15 protein-coding genes are annotated in these 14,595 nt (G+C 71.1%); 8 read left to right on the top strand and 7 right to left on the bottom strand.

Annotated features, from left to right (window positions below):
• Window positions 1–30 precede the first annotated feature (30 nt).
• From N6H00_RS15835 to N6H00_RS15815, 5 genes are all read left to right on the top strand, one after another.
• Window positions 31–228: an Arc family DNA-binding protein gene (locus N6H00_RS15835; protein WP_268972344.1), complete on the top strand. Its 198-nt coding sequence runs from the start codon at window positions 31–33 to the stop codon at window positions 226–228.
• Window positions 228–602: a type II toxin-antitoxin system death-on-curing family toxin gene (locus N6H00_RS15830; protein ID WP_268972343.1), complete on the top strand. Its 375-nt coding sequence runs from the start codon at window positions 228–230 to the stop codon at window positions 600–602. The genes N6H00_RS15835 and N6H00_RS15830 overlap by 1 nt, the downstream gene beginning before the upstream one ends.
• A 110-nt stretch (window positions 603–712) precedes the next feature.
• Window positions 713–2,509 carry a DEAD/DEAH box helicase gene (locus N6H00_RS15825; RefSeq protein WP_268972342.1) on the top strand — a complete coding sequence of 599 codons (1,797 nt, stop codon included), beginning with the start codon at window positions 713–715 and terminating at the stop codon, window positions 2,507–2,509.
• 352 nt (window positions 2,510–2,861) lie between these two features.
• Window positions 2,862–3,503 carry an IclR family transcriptional regulator gene (locus N6H00_RS15820; RefSeq protein ID WP_268972341.1) on the top strand — a complete coding sequence of 214 codons (642 nt, stop codon included), beginning with the start codon at window positions 2,862–2,864 and terminating at the stop codon, window positions 3,501–3,503.
• Between the two features lie 443 nt (window positions 3,504–3,946).
• On the top strand, window positions 3,947–4,732 hold the full coding sequence (locus tag N6H00_RS15815; RefSeq protein WP_268972340.1) for a S16 family serine protease: 786 nt from the start codon (window positions 3,947–3,949) through the stop codon (window positions 4,730–4,732).
• Here N6H00_RS15815 and N6H00_RS15810 read toward each other — a convergent pair.
• The 4 genes from N6H00_RS15810 to N6H00_RS15795 all read right to left on the bottom strand — a co-directional run bounded on the left by N6H00_RS15810 (window position 4,671) and on the right by N6H00_RS15795 (window position 7,379).
• The gene (locus N6H00_RS15810) at window positions 4,671–6,002 is read right to left on the bottom strand and encodes an MFS transporter (RefSeq protein WP_268972339.1); all 1,332 of its coding nucleotides are present in this window, start codon (window positions 6,000–6,002) and stop codon (window positions 4,671–4,673) included. The genes N6H00_RS15815 and N6H00_RS15810 overlap by 62 nt on opposite strands.
• A 1-nt stretch (window position 6,003) precedes the next feature.
• Window positions 6,004–6,222, bottom strand: a complete 219-nt coding sequence (locus N6H00_RS15805; RefSeq protein WP_268972338.1) for a hypothetical protein — start codon at window positions 6,220–6,222, stop codon at window positions 6,004–6,006.
• Between the two features lie 22 nt (window positions 6,223–6,244).
• Complete coding sequence (locus N6H00_RS15800; protein ID WP_268972337.1) at window positions 6,245–6,841, bottom strand: ArsR/SmtB family transcription factor; 597 nt, start codon at window positions 6,839–6,841, stop codon at window positions 6,245–6,247.
• Between the two features lie 70 nt (window positions 6,842–6,911).
• Window positions 6,912–7,379 carry an Lrp/AsnC family transcriptional regulator gene (locus N6H00_RS15795; protein ID WP_268972336.1) on the bottom strand — a complete coding sequence of 156 codons (468 nt, stop codon included), beginning with the start codon at window positions 7,377–7,379 and terminating at the stop codon, window positions 6,912–6,914.
• A 134-nt stretch (window positions 7,380–7,513) separates the two neighbouring features.
• Here N6H00_RS15795 and hppD point away from each other — a divergent pair, with 134 nt between their 5' ends.
• The 3 genes from hppD (at window position 7,514) to N6H00_RS15780 (ending at window position 11,428) form a co-directional block, all read left to right on the top strand.
• Window positions 7,514–8,662 carry a 4-hydroxyphenylpyruvate dioxygenase gene (gene hppD / locus N6H00_RS15790; RefSeq protein ID WP_268972335.1) on the top strand — a complete coding sequence of 383 codons (1,149 nt, stop codon included), beginning with the start codon at window positions 7,514–7,516 and terminating at the stop codon, window positions 8,660–8,662.
• A gap of 204 nt (window positions 8,663–8,866) precedes the next feature.
• Window positions 8,867–9,904, top strand: coding sequence for a phage baseplate protein (locus tag N6H00_RS15785; protein WP_268972334.1), 1,038 nt, complete (start codon window positions 8,867–8,869; stop codon window positions 9,902–9,904).
• A 156-nt stretch (window positions 9,905–10,060) separates the two neighbouring features.
• Window positions 10,061–11,428, top strand: coding sequence for an FAD-binding oxidoreductase (locus N6H00_RS15780; RefSeq protein WP_268972333.1), 1,368 nt, complete (start codon window positions 10,061–10,063; stop codon window positions 11,426–11,428).
• A 123-nt stretch (window positions 11,429–11,551) separates the two neighbouring features.
• Here the strand turns inward: N6H00_RS15780 and N6H00_RS15775 are convergent, their stop codons facing one another.
• The 3 genes from N6H00_RS15775 to N6H00_RS15765 form a co-directional block, all read right to left on the bottom strand.
• Window positions 11,552–12,601 carry an NAD(P)-dependent alcohol dehydrogenase gene (locus N6H00_RS15775; RefSeq protein ID WP_268972332.1) on the bottom strand — a complete coding sequence of 350 codons (1,050 nt, stop codon included), beginning with the start codon at window positions 12,599–12,601 and terminating at the stop codon, window positions 11,552–11,554.
• Between the two features lies 1 nt (window position 12,602).
• Window positions 12,603–13,592, bottom strand: coding sequence for a helix-turn-helix transcriptional regulator (locus tag N6H00_RS15770; protein WP_268972331.1), 990 nt, complete (start codon window positions 13,590–13,592; stop codon window positions 12,603–12,605).
• Window positions 13,593–13,929: 337 nt separating this feature from the next.
• Window positions 13,930–14,583, bottom strand: coding sequence for a TetR/AcrR family transcriptional regulator (locus N6H00_RS15765; protein WP_268972330.1), 654 nt, complete (start codon window positions 14,581–14,583; stop codon window positions 13,930–13,932).
• Window positions 14,584–14,595: the final 12 nt, after the last annotated feature.

The following is a 14,595-nucleotide window of genomic DNA, read 5'->3' as shown; positions in this document are numbered from 1 at the left end:
CACGTGGTACCACGCGGTACCATCGCGCGCATGGCAGCGCTGAATCTACGCTTTACGGACGAAGAGCTCGAGGCCCTGCGCAAGCGCGCCGAGGCGGAGGGCCGGAGCATGCAGTCGTTCGCCCACGACGCGGTGATGGCGGCGATCAACGAGCACTCCCGGCTGTTCAACGAGGCCGCGGCCCATGTGTTGCGGGTGAGCGAAGAGCTCAACCGGAGGCTCGCCTGATGCACTACCTCACCCTGCCCGAGCTGCTGCACCTCGCCGAGCGCCTCGGGGAGAGCGAAGTGCGCGACTACGGGTTGCTGGAGTCCGCTCTCGCCCGTCCGCAGGCGAGCGTTTTCGGTCAGGACGCCTACCCGGACGTGTGGCAGAAGGCAGCGGCGCTGATGGAGTCGCTGGCGCGCAACCATGCCCTGGTGGACGGCAACAAGCGGCTGTCCTGGTACGCGACCTGGGTCTTCCTGCACATCAACGGGCACCCACTGGACGCGGCCTTCGACGTCGACGAGGCCGAGCGCTTCGTGCTGGGCGTCTGCCAGGGCGAGCTGGACGTGCCGAAGATCGCGGAGGGGCTGACCCGGTTCACGAACGGAATGTGACCCTGGTCCCACCCTTGGGTGGGACCAGGCCGTCCCCCGGAGGGCGAGCGAGCGCACCGATAGGCTGACGCGGTTCCGACCGATCTCGCCGAGCCAGCCCGACGGAGACCGTGAGTACTACTGCCGCCTCCACCAGCCATCACCTCTCGCCCGCCTTCCCCGGCCGGGCCCCCTGGGGTACCGCGAGCAAGCTGCGCGCCTGGCAGCAGGGCGCACTGGACAAGTACATCCAGGAGCAGCCGCGCGACTTCCTCGCGGTCGCGACCCCCGGCGCCGGAAAGACCACCTTCGCGCTGACCCTCGCCTCCTGGCTGCTGCACCACCACGTCGTCCAGCAGGTGACGGTCGTCGCGCCGACCGAGCACCTGAAGAAGCAGTGGGCGGAGGCAGCCGCCCGGATCGGCATCAAGCTGGACCCGGAGTACAGCGCGGGTCCGCTGGGCCGGGAGTACCACGGGGTGGCCGTGACCTACGCGGGTGTCGGCGTGCGGCCCATGCTGCACCGCAACCGGATCGAGCAGCGCAAGACGCTCGTCATCCTCGACGAGATCCACCACGCCGGTGACTCCCGCTCCTGGGGCGAGGCGTGTCTGGAGGCGTTCGAGCCGGCCACCCGGCGGCTCGCGCTGACCGGCACCCCCTTCCGGTCCGACACCAACCCCATCCCCTTCGTCACCTACGAAGAGGGCAACGACGGCATCCGGCGCTCCTCCGCCGACTACACCTACGGCTACGGCAACGCGCTCGCCGACGGTGTGGTGCGCCCCGTCATCTTCCTCTCCTACAGCGGCAACATGCGCTGGCGCACCAAGGCGGGCGACGAGATCGCGGCCCGGCTGGGCGAGCCGATGACCAAGGACGCCGTCTCCCAGGCGTGGCGCACCGCGCTCGATCCGCGCGGCGACTGGATGCCGAACGTGCTGCGCGCCGCCGACCAGCGGCTGACCGAGGTCCGCAAGGGCATCCCGGACGCGGGCGCCCTGGTCATCGCCTCCGACCAGGACTCGGCCCGTGCCTACGCCAAGCTGATCCGGGAGATCACCGGCACCAAGGCCACCCTGGTGCTCTCCGACGAGACCGCGGCCTCGCAGCGGATCGAGGACTTCAGCCAGTCCGACGACCGCTGGATGGTCGCGGTCCGCATGGTGTCGGAGGGCGTGGACGTGCCCCGGCTGGCGGTCGGGGTGTACGCCACCACCATCTCCACGCCGCTCTTCTTCGCCCAGGCCGTCGGCCGTTTCGTACGGTCGCGGCGGCGTGGCGAGACCGCGTCCGTCTTCCTGCCCACCATCCCGATGCTGCTCGGCTTCGCCAATGAGATGGAGGTCGAGCGCGACCACGTCCTGGACAAGCCGAAGAAGGACGGTGAGGAGGAGAACCCGTACGCGGAGGAGGAGAAGCTCCTCGAGGAGGCCGAGAAACAGCAGGACGAGGACACCGGCGAACAGGACCAGCTGCCCTTCGAGGCGCTGGAGTCGGACGCGGTCTTCGACCGGGTGCTGTACGACGGCGCCGAGTTCGGTATGCAGGCGCATCCGGGCAGCGAGGAGGAGCAGGACTACCTCGGTATCCCGGGGCTCCTGGAACCCGATCAGGTGCAGATGCTGCTCCAGCGGCGGCAGGCCAAGCAGATCGCGCACAGCCGGAAGAAGCCGGACACGGAGGCGGATCTGCTGGAGCTCCCGGCCGAGCGGCGGCCGGTGGTCACCCACAAGGAGCTGCTGGAGCTGCGCAAACAGCTCAACTCGCTGGTCGGCGCGTACGTCCACCAGAGCGGTAAACCGCACGGCGTGATCCACACCGAGCTGCGCCGGGTCTGCGGCGGCCCGCCGAGCGCGGAGGCGACGGCCGGGCAGATCCGCGAGCGGATCAAGAAGGTCCAGGAGTGGGCGACGCGGATGCGCTGAAGCGGGCGCGCAGGAGGGGGAAGCGGGCGCGGGGCGGTCGGCCCCGTGCAACCCCCTTTCTAAAAATTTCATGAGCCGGTCACAGGTTCGCATTCCACACCGGGACGGAACGGGACGTTCCGGCCTGCTCATGTGTCGTTCCCTTTGCCAGAACTGCTCGGATTCTGGACGGACCCTTCCGCTAAACGGACCGGCTCGCTAGCGTTCGGGCACGCACACGCCCCGTGGCAGCGCTGCCGCGGAGCGCAGCCGGTGCGTAACCACCGTGACCGGCGGCCACTTCGCGCGCCGTCGTCGGGACCGGCGGGGCACCTCACGGAGAGCCGCCACTCATCACCGAGGAGGGGGCGTCGTGACCGCGGAGACCTCTCAGACGCTCGACCGGGGACTGCGCGTCCTCAAACTGCTCGCCGACACCGACCACGGGCTGACCGTGACCGAGCTGTCCAACAAGCTCGGTGTCAACCGCACCGTGGTCTACCGCCTGCTGGCCACCCTCGAACAGCACTCCCTCGTCCGCCGCGACATCGGCGGGCGGGCCCGCGTCGGGCTCGGGGTGCTGCAACTCGGCCGCCAGGTGCATCCCCTCGTACGGGAGGCGGCGCTGCCCGCGCTGCGCTCCCTCGCCGAGGACGTCGGCGCGACCGCCCACCTCACCCTGGTCGACGGAAACGAGGCCCTCGCCGTCGCGGTCGTCGAGCCGACCTGGACCGACTACCACGTCGCCTACCGGGCCGGATTCCGGCATCCGCTCGACCGGGGCGCCGCCGGGCACGCGATCCTCGCCGCCCGCGCCGGCCGCCCCGACGACCCCGGGTACGCCCTCACCCACGGCGAACTGGAGGCGGGCGCGAGCGGCGCGGCCGCCCCGCTCGTCGGGGTGACGGGGATAGAGGGCAGCGTCGGCGTCGTGATGCTCTGCGACTCGGTGCCGGAGCGGATCGGGCCGCGGGTGGTGGACGCGGCCCGGGAGGTCGCGGACGCCCTGAGGTGACGCCGCGCGGGCGGCCGGCTGCGGTGACGCCGCGCCGACGGCCGCCGCGGGTGGTCGCCGGGGCCTCGCGTCGGCGGTCCGCGCGGGTGGTCGCCGGGGCCTCGCGCCGGCGGTCCGCGCGGGCCGTACGGGGCAGCACGCCTGGCGGCGTGGCCCGGGACTGACGGCACCCTGGGACGGCCGCCCTCGCCGCCGATGTCTCGCGGCCCCCTGGCCGGCCGACGCCGCTGGGTCCTCTCCGGCCGACCGCCGACGACTGCCCCGGCGGGCGCCTGACATCACGCGGACGCCGGCGGAGCCGGGCGCGGTGGTGGGCCCCTGGACGAGCGCCTGCCCGCTCGCGTGTCCGTGACCACGAGCGCAGAGCCGGTCCCGCCGCCCGTGAGGGGCCCACGGGCCGGGGTGGCGCCGCAGCCACCCCGGCGGTCAACTAGATTCGCACCATGCCTGCCGTCTCCCCGCGCGCCCGCCTCCTCGCGCTCTGCTCCGCACCCGTGCTCGCCCTGCTCGCGGCGGCCGTGTTCGCCCCGCTGCCGTTCACCGTGGCCCAGCCCGGTTCGACCGTGAACGTCCTCGGCGCCGACCGGGGCAAGCAGGTGATCAGCGTCGCCGGGACCGGCACCCGCAAGACCACCGGGCAGCTGCGGATGGTGACGATCCTGGCGACCGGCCCGGACGCCACCGTGCGGTTGAAGGACGTGGTCAGCGGCTGGTTCGACACCGACCGGGCGGTCATGCCGCGGGACGCGGTCTACGTCGGCGGCACCACGGAGGAGATCGAGCGGCACAACGCGAAGGAGATGCGGGAGTCCCAGTCCTCGGCCACCAGCGCCGCGCTCGGCTACCTCCACCGCTCGCCGCGCGACGTCAAGGTCACCCTGCGCCTCGCCGACGTCGGCGGCCCGAGCGCGGGACTGCTCTTCTCCCTCGGCATCGTCGACAAGCTGGACGGCGACGGCCGCGGCGGCGATCTCACCGGCGGCCGGACGATCGCGGGCACCGGCACCATCGACGCCCAGGGCAAGGTCGGGGCCGTGGGCGGGGTCCCGCTCAAGACCCAGGCGGCCAGGCGGGACGGCGCCACGGTCTTCCTGGTGCCCAAGGACGAATGCGCGGACGCCACGGCCGAACTGCCCAAGGGGCTGCGGCTGATCCCCGTCACCACCCTCAAGGGTGCGGTGACGGCTCTGCGGGCGCTGCGGTCGGGCGGATCGGTTCCGCACTGCTGAGCGGCACCGCCGCCCCCTCGTCCATACCGCGCCAGGCGGGGAAGACCAGCGGGCTGAGGGTGGTGAGGAAGTAGGCCCCGCCGGTCACCAGGAAGGCGGCGGTCAGCCCCACCCCCTCCACCAGCCCGCCGGCCGCGAGCCCGCCCAGCGGCATCACCACCCACACCCCCGCGGTGAGCGCCCCCGAGACCCGGCTGCGCAGCTCATCGGGGACCGCCTCGTAGGTCACCGTGGTCAGGATCGGGTTGAGCACCCCCGCCGCGAGCCCGCTGACCGCCATCGTCACGGCGAGCGGGGACACGCCGGGGACGCACGCGGCGACCAGGAAGCGCGGCAGCCCGCACAGCAGGAAGCTCACCGCGAAGACCGTCCGGCGCGGAAAGCGGTCGCCCACCGCCCCGTACAGCAGCGCCCCCGCCAGCGCACCGCCGCCGAACAGCGCCGTGAGCAGCCCCAGCTGCACCGAACCACCCAGGTGGCGCTCGGCGTGCACGGGCAGCAGTACGGAGGACAGGCCCTGGTCGAGGCCGTTGGTGACCATGACCATCAGCACGATGGCCAGCAGCAGCCGGTGGCGCAGCAGAAAGCGGTACCCCTCGCGCAGTTCCGCGCGGTAGGCGCGGGCGGACACCGGTACGACGGGCCTGCGCGGCGCGGCGGCGGGCAGCCCGCGCAGCCCCGCCATGATCAGCAGCGCGGACGCCGCGAACGTCGCCGCGTCCAGCAGCAGTACGGAGGGCGGGCCGAGCAGCGCGATCAGCAGCCCGCCGAGCGCCGCGCCCAGCATCCGCGCCCCGCGCGAGGCCCCGTCGTAGAAGCTGGCCGCGCGGCTGAGGGTGGTACCCGCCCGCTCGGCGAGCGAGGGCACCAGCACCTGGCGGGCGGTCTCGCCCGGCGCGTGCAGCAGCCCGGAGAACGCCATCAGCGCGCACAGCTGCCAGAACCGCAGCAGCCCGGCGAAGTGCAGCACCGGAATCGCGGCGACGGCCACCCCGCACAGCGAGTCGGACGCGACGGAGACCCGCCGCCGGCCGATCCGGTCGATGACCGGCCCGCCGACGACGGCCGAGACGACCACCGGCAGGGTCGCGCAGAACGACACGAACCCGGCCTTGGCCGCGCTGCCCGTGGTCTCCAGCACGAACCACGGCACGGCGATCAGGGTGAGCGAATTGCCCGCGATGGAGACGGTGTTCGCGGCGAGGACGAGGAGCAGCGGTCTTCGGCCGCCGCGCTCGCCCCCTCTGTCACCTCTGCCGTCGGAGCCCATCTCAGTGGTCGAACCGGGCGGCCAGACCGGACCGCGGCAGCCGCGGGGTGGCCAGCCGCAGCCCGACCTCCACCAGCGTCCAGCCGAGCCGGGTGCGCAGCACCCGGGCGCGGGCGGGGCGGGTGCGGCGGTGGGGCGCCCGGCCCGCCGCGCGTACTTCGTCGCGGAGGCGCTCGGCGCGTATGCGGTGCAGCCACAGATGGATGTCGTCGCCGTACATGTGCGGTCCCCCCAGGGATCGGTCAGTCCTCGTCGCGCGGGAAGGCGTGCAGGTGGACGCGGTACGGGGCGGAGCCCTCGGTGTCCGGGTCCACTTCCTTCTCGCGGTAGCTCTCGATCACTTCGTGCAGCTTGTCGCGCATCTCGCGGGCGAGTTCAGGGGTGAGACGCATCTGGAAGTCGCTGATGTCCCAGGCGCCCTGCCACTCCTCGAACCAGCCGTGCAGAGTGCCCAGCCACGTGGACGTCTCCTGCGTGTGGAGGGTGGCCACCTCGTGCAGCACGGTGTTCACCGCCCCTCGTACGGCTGGGTCGGGGTGGGCCAGGTGCTTGTCGACGCCCAGCCGCGTGCCCCTGTGCACCGCCTTCCACCACCGCTCCCGCCCCTTGCCCCGCTCCGGGTCGTCCTCGACGAAGCCATGGGTGGCCAGCTGCCGCAGATGGTAGCTGGTGGCGCCGCTGGACTCGCCCAATCGGTCGGCCAGTTGGGACGCGGTGGCCGGTCCGTACTCGCGCAGCGCCCCGAGCAGGCGCATCCGCAGCGGATGCGCGAGCCCGCGCAGGGAGCGGGGGTCGAGCACCCGGACGTCGTCGGGTGCGGGCTGCTCGTCCTTGTCCATGTGCGGCAGCGTAAGCGTGCAAAGAAACCGTTGCAAGCATTTCTTTGCAGCGGAATCTTTGCACCCGGTTTCAGTCCCGCGCCGCCTGCCGCACCAGCGGGATGATCCGCAGCGGGACCGCGTTCTCCATCACGATCGTCGTCGAGGCCCGGACGATCCCCTCGAACCCCACGACCAGGTCGATCACCCGTTGCAGATCGGCGTTCGAGCGGGCGACCAGCCGGCAGAGCATGTCGCCGTGGCCCGTGGTGGTGTGGAGTTCCAGGACCTCCGGGACGGTCGTCAGATGTGCCCGTACGTCCTGTCCCTGCCCCTGTTTGATCTCCAGCGTGGCGAACGCGGTGACCGGATAGCCGAGCGCCGCCGGGTCCACGTCGGGGCCGAAGCCGCGGATCACCCCCTGGGCCCGGAGGCGGTCCAGCCGGGCCTGGGCGGTGCCGCGGGCGACGCCGAGGCGGCGTGACGCCTCCAGGACGCCGATGCGCGGCTCCTCGGCGAGCAGTTCGATGAGGCGGGCGTCGAGCCCGTCGATCGCCATGAGGTCTCCCTGATCGCTGTGATGGTGGTCACTCTGCACAGAATGCGCTGCCGAAGGGCGATCCAGCTATACAGGCTGACCAGTGTTTTCGAGAAGTGTTGCGCACCTTGAGTAATGGCGGGACGCTTCGGAGTATGACTGAGACGACAGAAATGCTGCAGCAGGGGGACGCACGGCACGCGGACCCGTTCCCTGTGAAGGGGATGGACGCGGTCGTCTTCGCCGTCGGCAACGCCAAGCAGGCCGCGCACTACTACGCCACCGCCTTCGGTATGACGCTGGTCGCCTACTCCGGACCGGAGAACGGCAGCCGGGAGACGGCCAGTTACGTCCTCGTCTCGGGCGGCGCCCGCTTCGTTTTCACCTCCGTCATCAAACCGGTGAGCGCCTGGGGCCGCTTCCTGGCCGAGCATGTCGCCGAGCACGGCGACGGGGTGATCGACCTGGCGGTGGAGGTGCCGGACGCGCGGGCCGCGTACGCGTACGCCGTCGAGCACGGCGCCACCGGTATCGAGGAGCCGCACGAGGTCAAGGACGAGCACGGCACGGTGGTGCTGGCCTCGATCCGTACCTACGGCGACACCCGCCACACCCTCGTCGAGCGCACCGGCTACGACGGCCCGTACCTGCCCGGCTTCGCCGAGGCCGAGCCGATCGTGGCCCCGCCGGCGCGGCGGAACTTCCAGGCGATCGACCACTGCGTGGGCAATGTGGAGCTCGGCCGGATGGACGAGTGGGTGGGCTTCTACAACGACGTCATGGGCTTCACCAACATGAAGGAGTTCGTGGGCGACGACATCGCCACCGAGTACTCCGCGCTGATGTCGAAGGTCGTGGCGGACGGCACCCGCAAGGTGAAGTTCCCGCTCAACGAGCCCGCGGCCGGCAAGAAGAAGTCGCAGATCGACGAGTACCTGGAGTTCTACGGCGGACCCGGCGTCCAGCACATCGCGCTCGCCACCAACGACATCGTCGCCACGGTGCGGGCGATGCGTGCGGCCGGAGTGCGGTTCCTGGACACCCCGGACTCGTACTACGACACCCTGGGGGAGTGGGTCGGCGACACCCGCGTCCCGGTGGAGACCCTCCGCGAGCTGAAGATCCTCGCCGACCGGGACGAGGACGGCTATCTGCTCCAGATCTTCACCAAGCCGGTCCAGGACCGGCCGACCGTCTTCTTCGAGCTCATCGAGCGGCATGGCTCCATGGGCTTCGGCAAGGGCAACTTCAAGGCGCTGTTCGAGGCGATCGAGCGCGAGCAGGCCAAGCGCGGCAACCTCTGAGTACACGCGGCACCCCCTGAACGCGACGGGTGGGCGGGCCGTGGGGGTCCGCCCACCCCTCGTACCCCGGTCCGCCCGTGCCGCGCACGCGCCCGCCGGTGCCAGAAGGCGAACCCCTGAATGGGAGCGCTCTCTCACCGTCTACACTCTCGGCGATCCGTTCACTCCAACACGGCGTGTTCGCATGGGAGTTGTTGAGTATCAATGCACACGGACAAGATGGACAAGTACGCCGCGGGCCGTTTGACCAGGCGTAAGTTCACCATCGGCGGGGGAGCCGCCGCAGCCGGGGCACTCGGCGTGGCCTTCGCCGCCCGCGCGGGGGCCGTCACCGTGGCGGGGGGCCGGTTCGATCTGTCGGTGCCCTCCACCCAGCTGATCCGCGAGAAGACCCCGCACAACTCCACCGTGCTCCAGTCCTTCGCGTTCGACGACGTCAACGGGCACCTCTACACCGTCCAGCTGATGCAGGGCGGTATCCAGCTCAGCGGGGAATCCGCCCCCGTCTCCGGCGCCGACCGCGCCGCCCGCGGCGATCTGTGCGTCACCAAACTGTCCCTTGCCGGCACGGAGCTGGGCTCCATGTACCTCAAGGGGTTCGGGCACGGCGTCGCCATGGGCTGTGAGCCGGTCGGCGCCACGGCCTATCTGTGGACCGAGTCGGACGCCAACCCCGACTCCGGCTACGGCCGCGCCATCAGCCGGTTCAAGTTCGCCGACGGCACGGTGCTGTCGTCCGGTTCGTCCTCGCTGGCCGAACACCGCCCCGTGGCGGGCTCCACCAGCAACCAGCCCGCCGTCGACATGCTCAACCGCCGGCTGCTGCTGCGCTACCGCCTCGACGGCGAGGTCCGCTACCGGCTGATGAGCCTGTCCGGGGTCAGCGCGGGCGACTACACCGCCCTGTACGACGACATACCCCAGGTGGGTATCGAGGACGGCGAGGTCTTCCAGGGCTTCACGCTCCTCGGCGACTACGTGTACCAGCTGACCGGCACCGCCTACACCGACGAGGACGGCGCCAACCCGCCCTCCGGCCACGGCAACACCTACCTCTCCTGCGTCGACCTGCGCACCGGCGAACTCGTCCAGCGCTCCCGCACCGAGGCCGCCTACTCGCTCGGCTACCGCGAGCCCGAGGGCATGGCGGTCCAGCTGTCCAGCCCCCGCCGGCTGTGCATGGGCTTCGCCTCGGGCGCCGCCGGCGACCGTAAGGTCAGCGTCTACTACAAGGCGCAGTGACCAAGGCGTAGGTCCACCGTCGGCGGGGGAGCCGCGACGCGCGGTGCCGCCCGCGACGCGTGGTGCCGCCCGCGACGCGCGGCCCGCGCCTCCCCGCCGTCATCCGTCCGGTGCAGCGATCTTCCCCGGGCGCTGCCCGGGTGCGAATCTGGAGGCATGACGGACCTCATCGAGCTGCTGCGGGAGGGCCTCCCCGCGGAGGCGGTGCTGACCGACCCCGATGTGACCGGGGCCTACGCCCACGACATGGCGAGCTTCTGCGAGGCGGGCGCGCCCGCCGTGGTCGTCCTCCCGCGCACCGTCGAGCAGGTGCGGCACGTCTGCCGCACCGCCACCGCGCTGCGCGTCCCGGTCGTGCCCCAGGGCGCGCGCACCGGTCTGTCGGGCGCGGCCAACGCGTCCGACGGCTGCATCGTGCTGTCCCTGGTCAAGATGGACCGGATTCTGGAGATCAACCCGGTCGACCGGATCGCGGTGGTCGAACCGGGCGTGATCAACGCCGACCTCTCCCGTGCGGTGCTGGAGAAGGGGCTGTACTACCCGCCGGACCCCTCCAGCTGGGAGCAGTGCACCATCGGGGGCAACATCGGCACCGCGTCCGGCGGGCTGTGCTGCGTGAAGTACGGCGTCACCGCCGAGTACGTCCTCGGGCTCGATGTGGTCCTCGCCGACGGCCGGCTGCTGAGGACCGGCCGCCGCACCGCCAAGGGCGTCGCGGGCTACGACCTGACCCGGCTCTTCGTCGGCTCCGAGGGCAGCCTCGGCATCGTGGTCGGCGCGGTCCTCGCCCTCAAGCCCGCCCCGCCCGAACAGCTGGTCCTCGCCGCCGAGTTCCCCTCCACCACGTCCGCCTGCGACGCCATCTGCCGGATCATGGAACGTGGCCACACCCCCGCACTGCTGGAGCTGATGGACCGCACCAGCGTCCGCGCGGTCAACGCGATGGGGAACATGGGCCTTCCGGAGTCCACCGAGGCCCTGCTGATGGCGGCCTTCGACACCCCGGACCCGGCCGCCGACCTGGCCGCCGTCGCCGAGCTGTGCACGGCGGCCGGTGCCACGGAGGTGGTCCCGGCCGAGGACGCCGCCGAGTCCGACATGCTGCTCCAGGCCCGCCGGATGACGCTTCCGGCGCTGGAGGCGGTCAAGGGCGTCACCATGATCGACGACGTCTGCGTGCCCCGCTCCCGGCTCGCCGAGATGATCGACGGCACGGCCGCCATCGCCGCGAAGTACGGCCTCACCATCGGCGTCGTCGCCCACGCCGGGGACGGCAACACCCATCCCACGGTGTGCTTCGACGCGAGCGACCCCGACGAGTCCCGCCGCGCCCGGGAGTCCTTCGACGAGATCATGGCGCTGGGCCTGGAGCTGGGCGGCACCATCACCGGTGAGCACGGCGTGGGCGTCCTCAAACGGGAGTGGCTGGCGCGCGAACTGGGCCCGGTGGGGGTGGAGTTGCAGCGCGGCATCAAGCAGGTCTTCGACCCACTGGGCCTGCTCAACCCCGGCAAGCTGTTCTGAGGCCCTGGGACGGTATGGCCCTGGGACGGTGAGGATACGGCGAGGCCGCCCGGACCCGGGGGTGGTCCGGACGGCCTCGGCTTGGGGGTCGGCCTCCGCGGCCGAGTGGCCTTCAGCGGCCGATCACGCCTTCAGCGAGGCGATGTCGATCACGAAGCGGTACCGCACATCGCTGCCCACGACACGGTCGTAGGCCTCGTTGATCTGGTCGCCGTTGATCAGCTCGATCTCCGCGCCCAGACCGTGCTGGGCGCAGAAGTCCAGCATCTCCTGGGTCTGCCGGATGCCGCCGATCTTCGAGCCCGCCATCGACTTGCGGCCCATGATGAGCGAGAACTGGTTGAAGGCGCTGGCGTTCTCCGGCGCGCCCACGTGCACCAGGGTGCCGTCCAGCTTCAGCAGCGACAGGTAGTTGTCCAGCGGGAGGTTCGCCGAGGTGGTGTTGACGATCAGGTCGAACGTGCCGGCCAGCTCGGTGAAGGTCGCCTCGTCGCTGGTGGCGTAGAAGTGGTCGGCGCCCAGCCGCAGCCCGTCGTCCTTCTTGCGGAGCGACTGGCTCAGCACGGTCACCTCGGCACCCATCGCGTGGGCGATCTTCACGCCCATGTGGCCGAGACCGCCGAGGCCGACGATGGCGACCTTCTTGCCGGGGCCGGCGTTCCAGTGGGCCAGCGGGGAGTACAGGGTGATCCCGGCGCACAGCAGCGGGGCCGCGACGTCCAGCGAGATCCCCTCGGGGATGCGCAGCACGTAGTTCTCGTCGACCACGACGTGGGTGCTGTAGCCGCCGTAGGTGGGGGAGCCGTCGTACTCCTTGCCGTTGTACGTGGCCACCTCGCCCTTGAGGCAGTACTGCTCCTCGCCCGCGAGGCAGTTCTCGCACTCGCGGCAGGAGTCGACGAAGCAGCCCACGCCGACCCGGTCGCCCACGGCGTACTTGGTCACACCCGGGCCGACCTCGGTGACCACACCGGCGATCTCGTGGCCGGGCACCATCGGGAAGAGGGCGGAGCCCCACTCCTCGCGGGCCTGGTGGATGTCGGAGTGGCAGATACCGGCGTAGGCGATCTCGATCAGCACATCGTGCTCGCGCAGCGCGCGGCGCTCGATGGTGGTCTTCTCCAGCGGGGCCTTCGGAGCGGGGGCTGCGTAGGCGGTGACGCTGGTGGTCATATCAGTTGTCTCCATGGGGGGAACGAGGGGAACGGGATGAAGGGGATGAAGGGTGCGAGGAGGGGGAAGCGTCGCGGGACGGTCCCCCCGATGGACGCGCTTGCGAAGGGGGCGCGGCGGGAGGTGCGGAGGCGCTCGCGGGGGGAGTCGCGGTCCAGCTCGCCAGCAGCCGCAGGGCCGCCTCGGAGGGAGAGCCGGGCTCGACCGTGTAGATGCACAGCGCCTGGTCGGGATCGCCGGGAACGGTCACGTTCTCGTACGCCAGCGTCATGTCCCCGACCACCGGATGGTGGTAGAGCTTGACGCCGTGGGTCTTCTCCCGCACGTTGTGGTCCGCCCACCACTTGCGGAACTCCGGGCTCTTGATGGTGAGCTCGCCCACCAGCTCGGTCAGCCGGGGGTCGTCGGGATGGCGCCCCGCCTCCAGCCGGAGGGAGGCCACCATCTCCGCCGCCACCGTCTCCCACTCCGGCCACAGCTCGCGGGCCGCCTCGTCGAGGAACATGAAACGGGCCATGTTCCGCTCGTGGTACGGGAGCGCCTCGAAGTCGATGATCAGCGCGCGGGCCAGCCGGTTGGAGGCGAGCACATCGCCCCTGCGGCCGAGGACGAAGGCCGGTGAGACCCCCTCCAGTGTCCGCAGCAGCGCATGCACCCCCTGCCGCACCCGCTGGGGGCGGGGCGGCCGGCGGCGCACCGTACGACGGGGGCGCGGCCGGGCCAGCTCGAAGAGGTACGCGCGTTCGGTCTCGTCCAGCCGCAGCGCACGGGCCACCGCGTCCAGCACCGCCTCCGACACATTGAGGTGGCGGCCCTGTTCCAGACGCGTGTAGTAGTCCGTGCTGACCCCGGCCAGCTGCGCCAGCTCCTCGCGGCGCAGCCCCGGCACCCGACGTGGGCTGTCGCTGCTCGCGCTGACGCCCGCGTCCTCGGGGCTCAGCCGCGCCCTGCGAGTCCGCAGGAACTCACTGAGCTCGGTATTGCGGTCCATGGCTTCCAGTATTGGCAACGGAAACGGCACCCGAGCGTGCCAGAGTAGGTCTGCTGGACCTAGGCCGGGCGGGACCAGGCGGGCCGTCGCCGCTCGCAAACTCCAGCTATTTTCCGTAACGGCGCTGACCTGCGGGGATACGGTGTTGTCCGACGTGACGTGGCATGACGTGACGTGGCATGACGCAACGCGACGCGGCGCGACGCGGCGATTTCCGTGATGTCGGTGCTGGACCGTGGTCGAGCAATTACGTCGCGTGAGGCGGGCGGCGTGTGCCTCGCCGTTGCCGAGGCCGGAAAGGCAGCTGGCTCCGGTTTGTGGTACTCCTGCTCACTGGCTAGTCGCGGATACCGTAGCGATCGAGGAACATGGCGATTCCCTCTTCGACGACCACGTCGAACGGCGGGATGTTCATGACGTCCGGCCCGATCGCCATGACCTGCGGCCAGATGATGAATTCCTGCATGAGTCCCAGGAATTGATGTGCCGCCAGTCCTGGGGACGGGCAGTTGATCTTCCCTGTCTCGTGCAGCCGCCGCAGGCAGTCGGTGAGTGCCTTGGTCAACGGCTCCTTGCCGACCCGGTAGAACTCCTCGGCGATCCAGGGACTCCGGCGGGACTCGGCGATCACCAGCCGCGTGAAGGCGACCTGATCCGTGTCCTCGATGAAGGTCAGGAGGATCTCGGAGAACTGGCGCAGGAATCCGGCCGGGTCGCCGTCGCTCCCCAGGCTCTGTTCGAGGCGCGTCGACAGATCTCCGAGCGGCAGGCTGGACCAGTGGTGCTCCATCACGGCACGGAAGACCGCCTCCTTGCTCCCGAACTGGTTGTAGACCGTCTGCCGGGCGACCTCGGCCTGTGTGGCGACCCGTTCGAGGTTCACGCCGTCGTAGCCGTCCCGCAGGAAGAGTGCCTTCGCTGCCGCGAGGATCTTCAGCCGGTTGCGGGGGCGGCCCTTGCCTTGCCGGGCGGGCTGGGAGGGCGCGGGCACCACCGTCAAGCA

Source organism: Streptomyces sp. S465, from assembly GCF_026898115.1.
Taxonomy (GTDB): Bacteria; Actinomycetota; Actinomycetes; order Streptomycetales; family Streptomycetaceae; genus Streptomyces; species Streptomyces luomodiensis.
The sequence above is the reverse complement of the archived record's forward strand: the minus strand, read 5'-3'. Positions and strand labels throughout refer to the sequence as shown.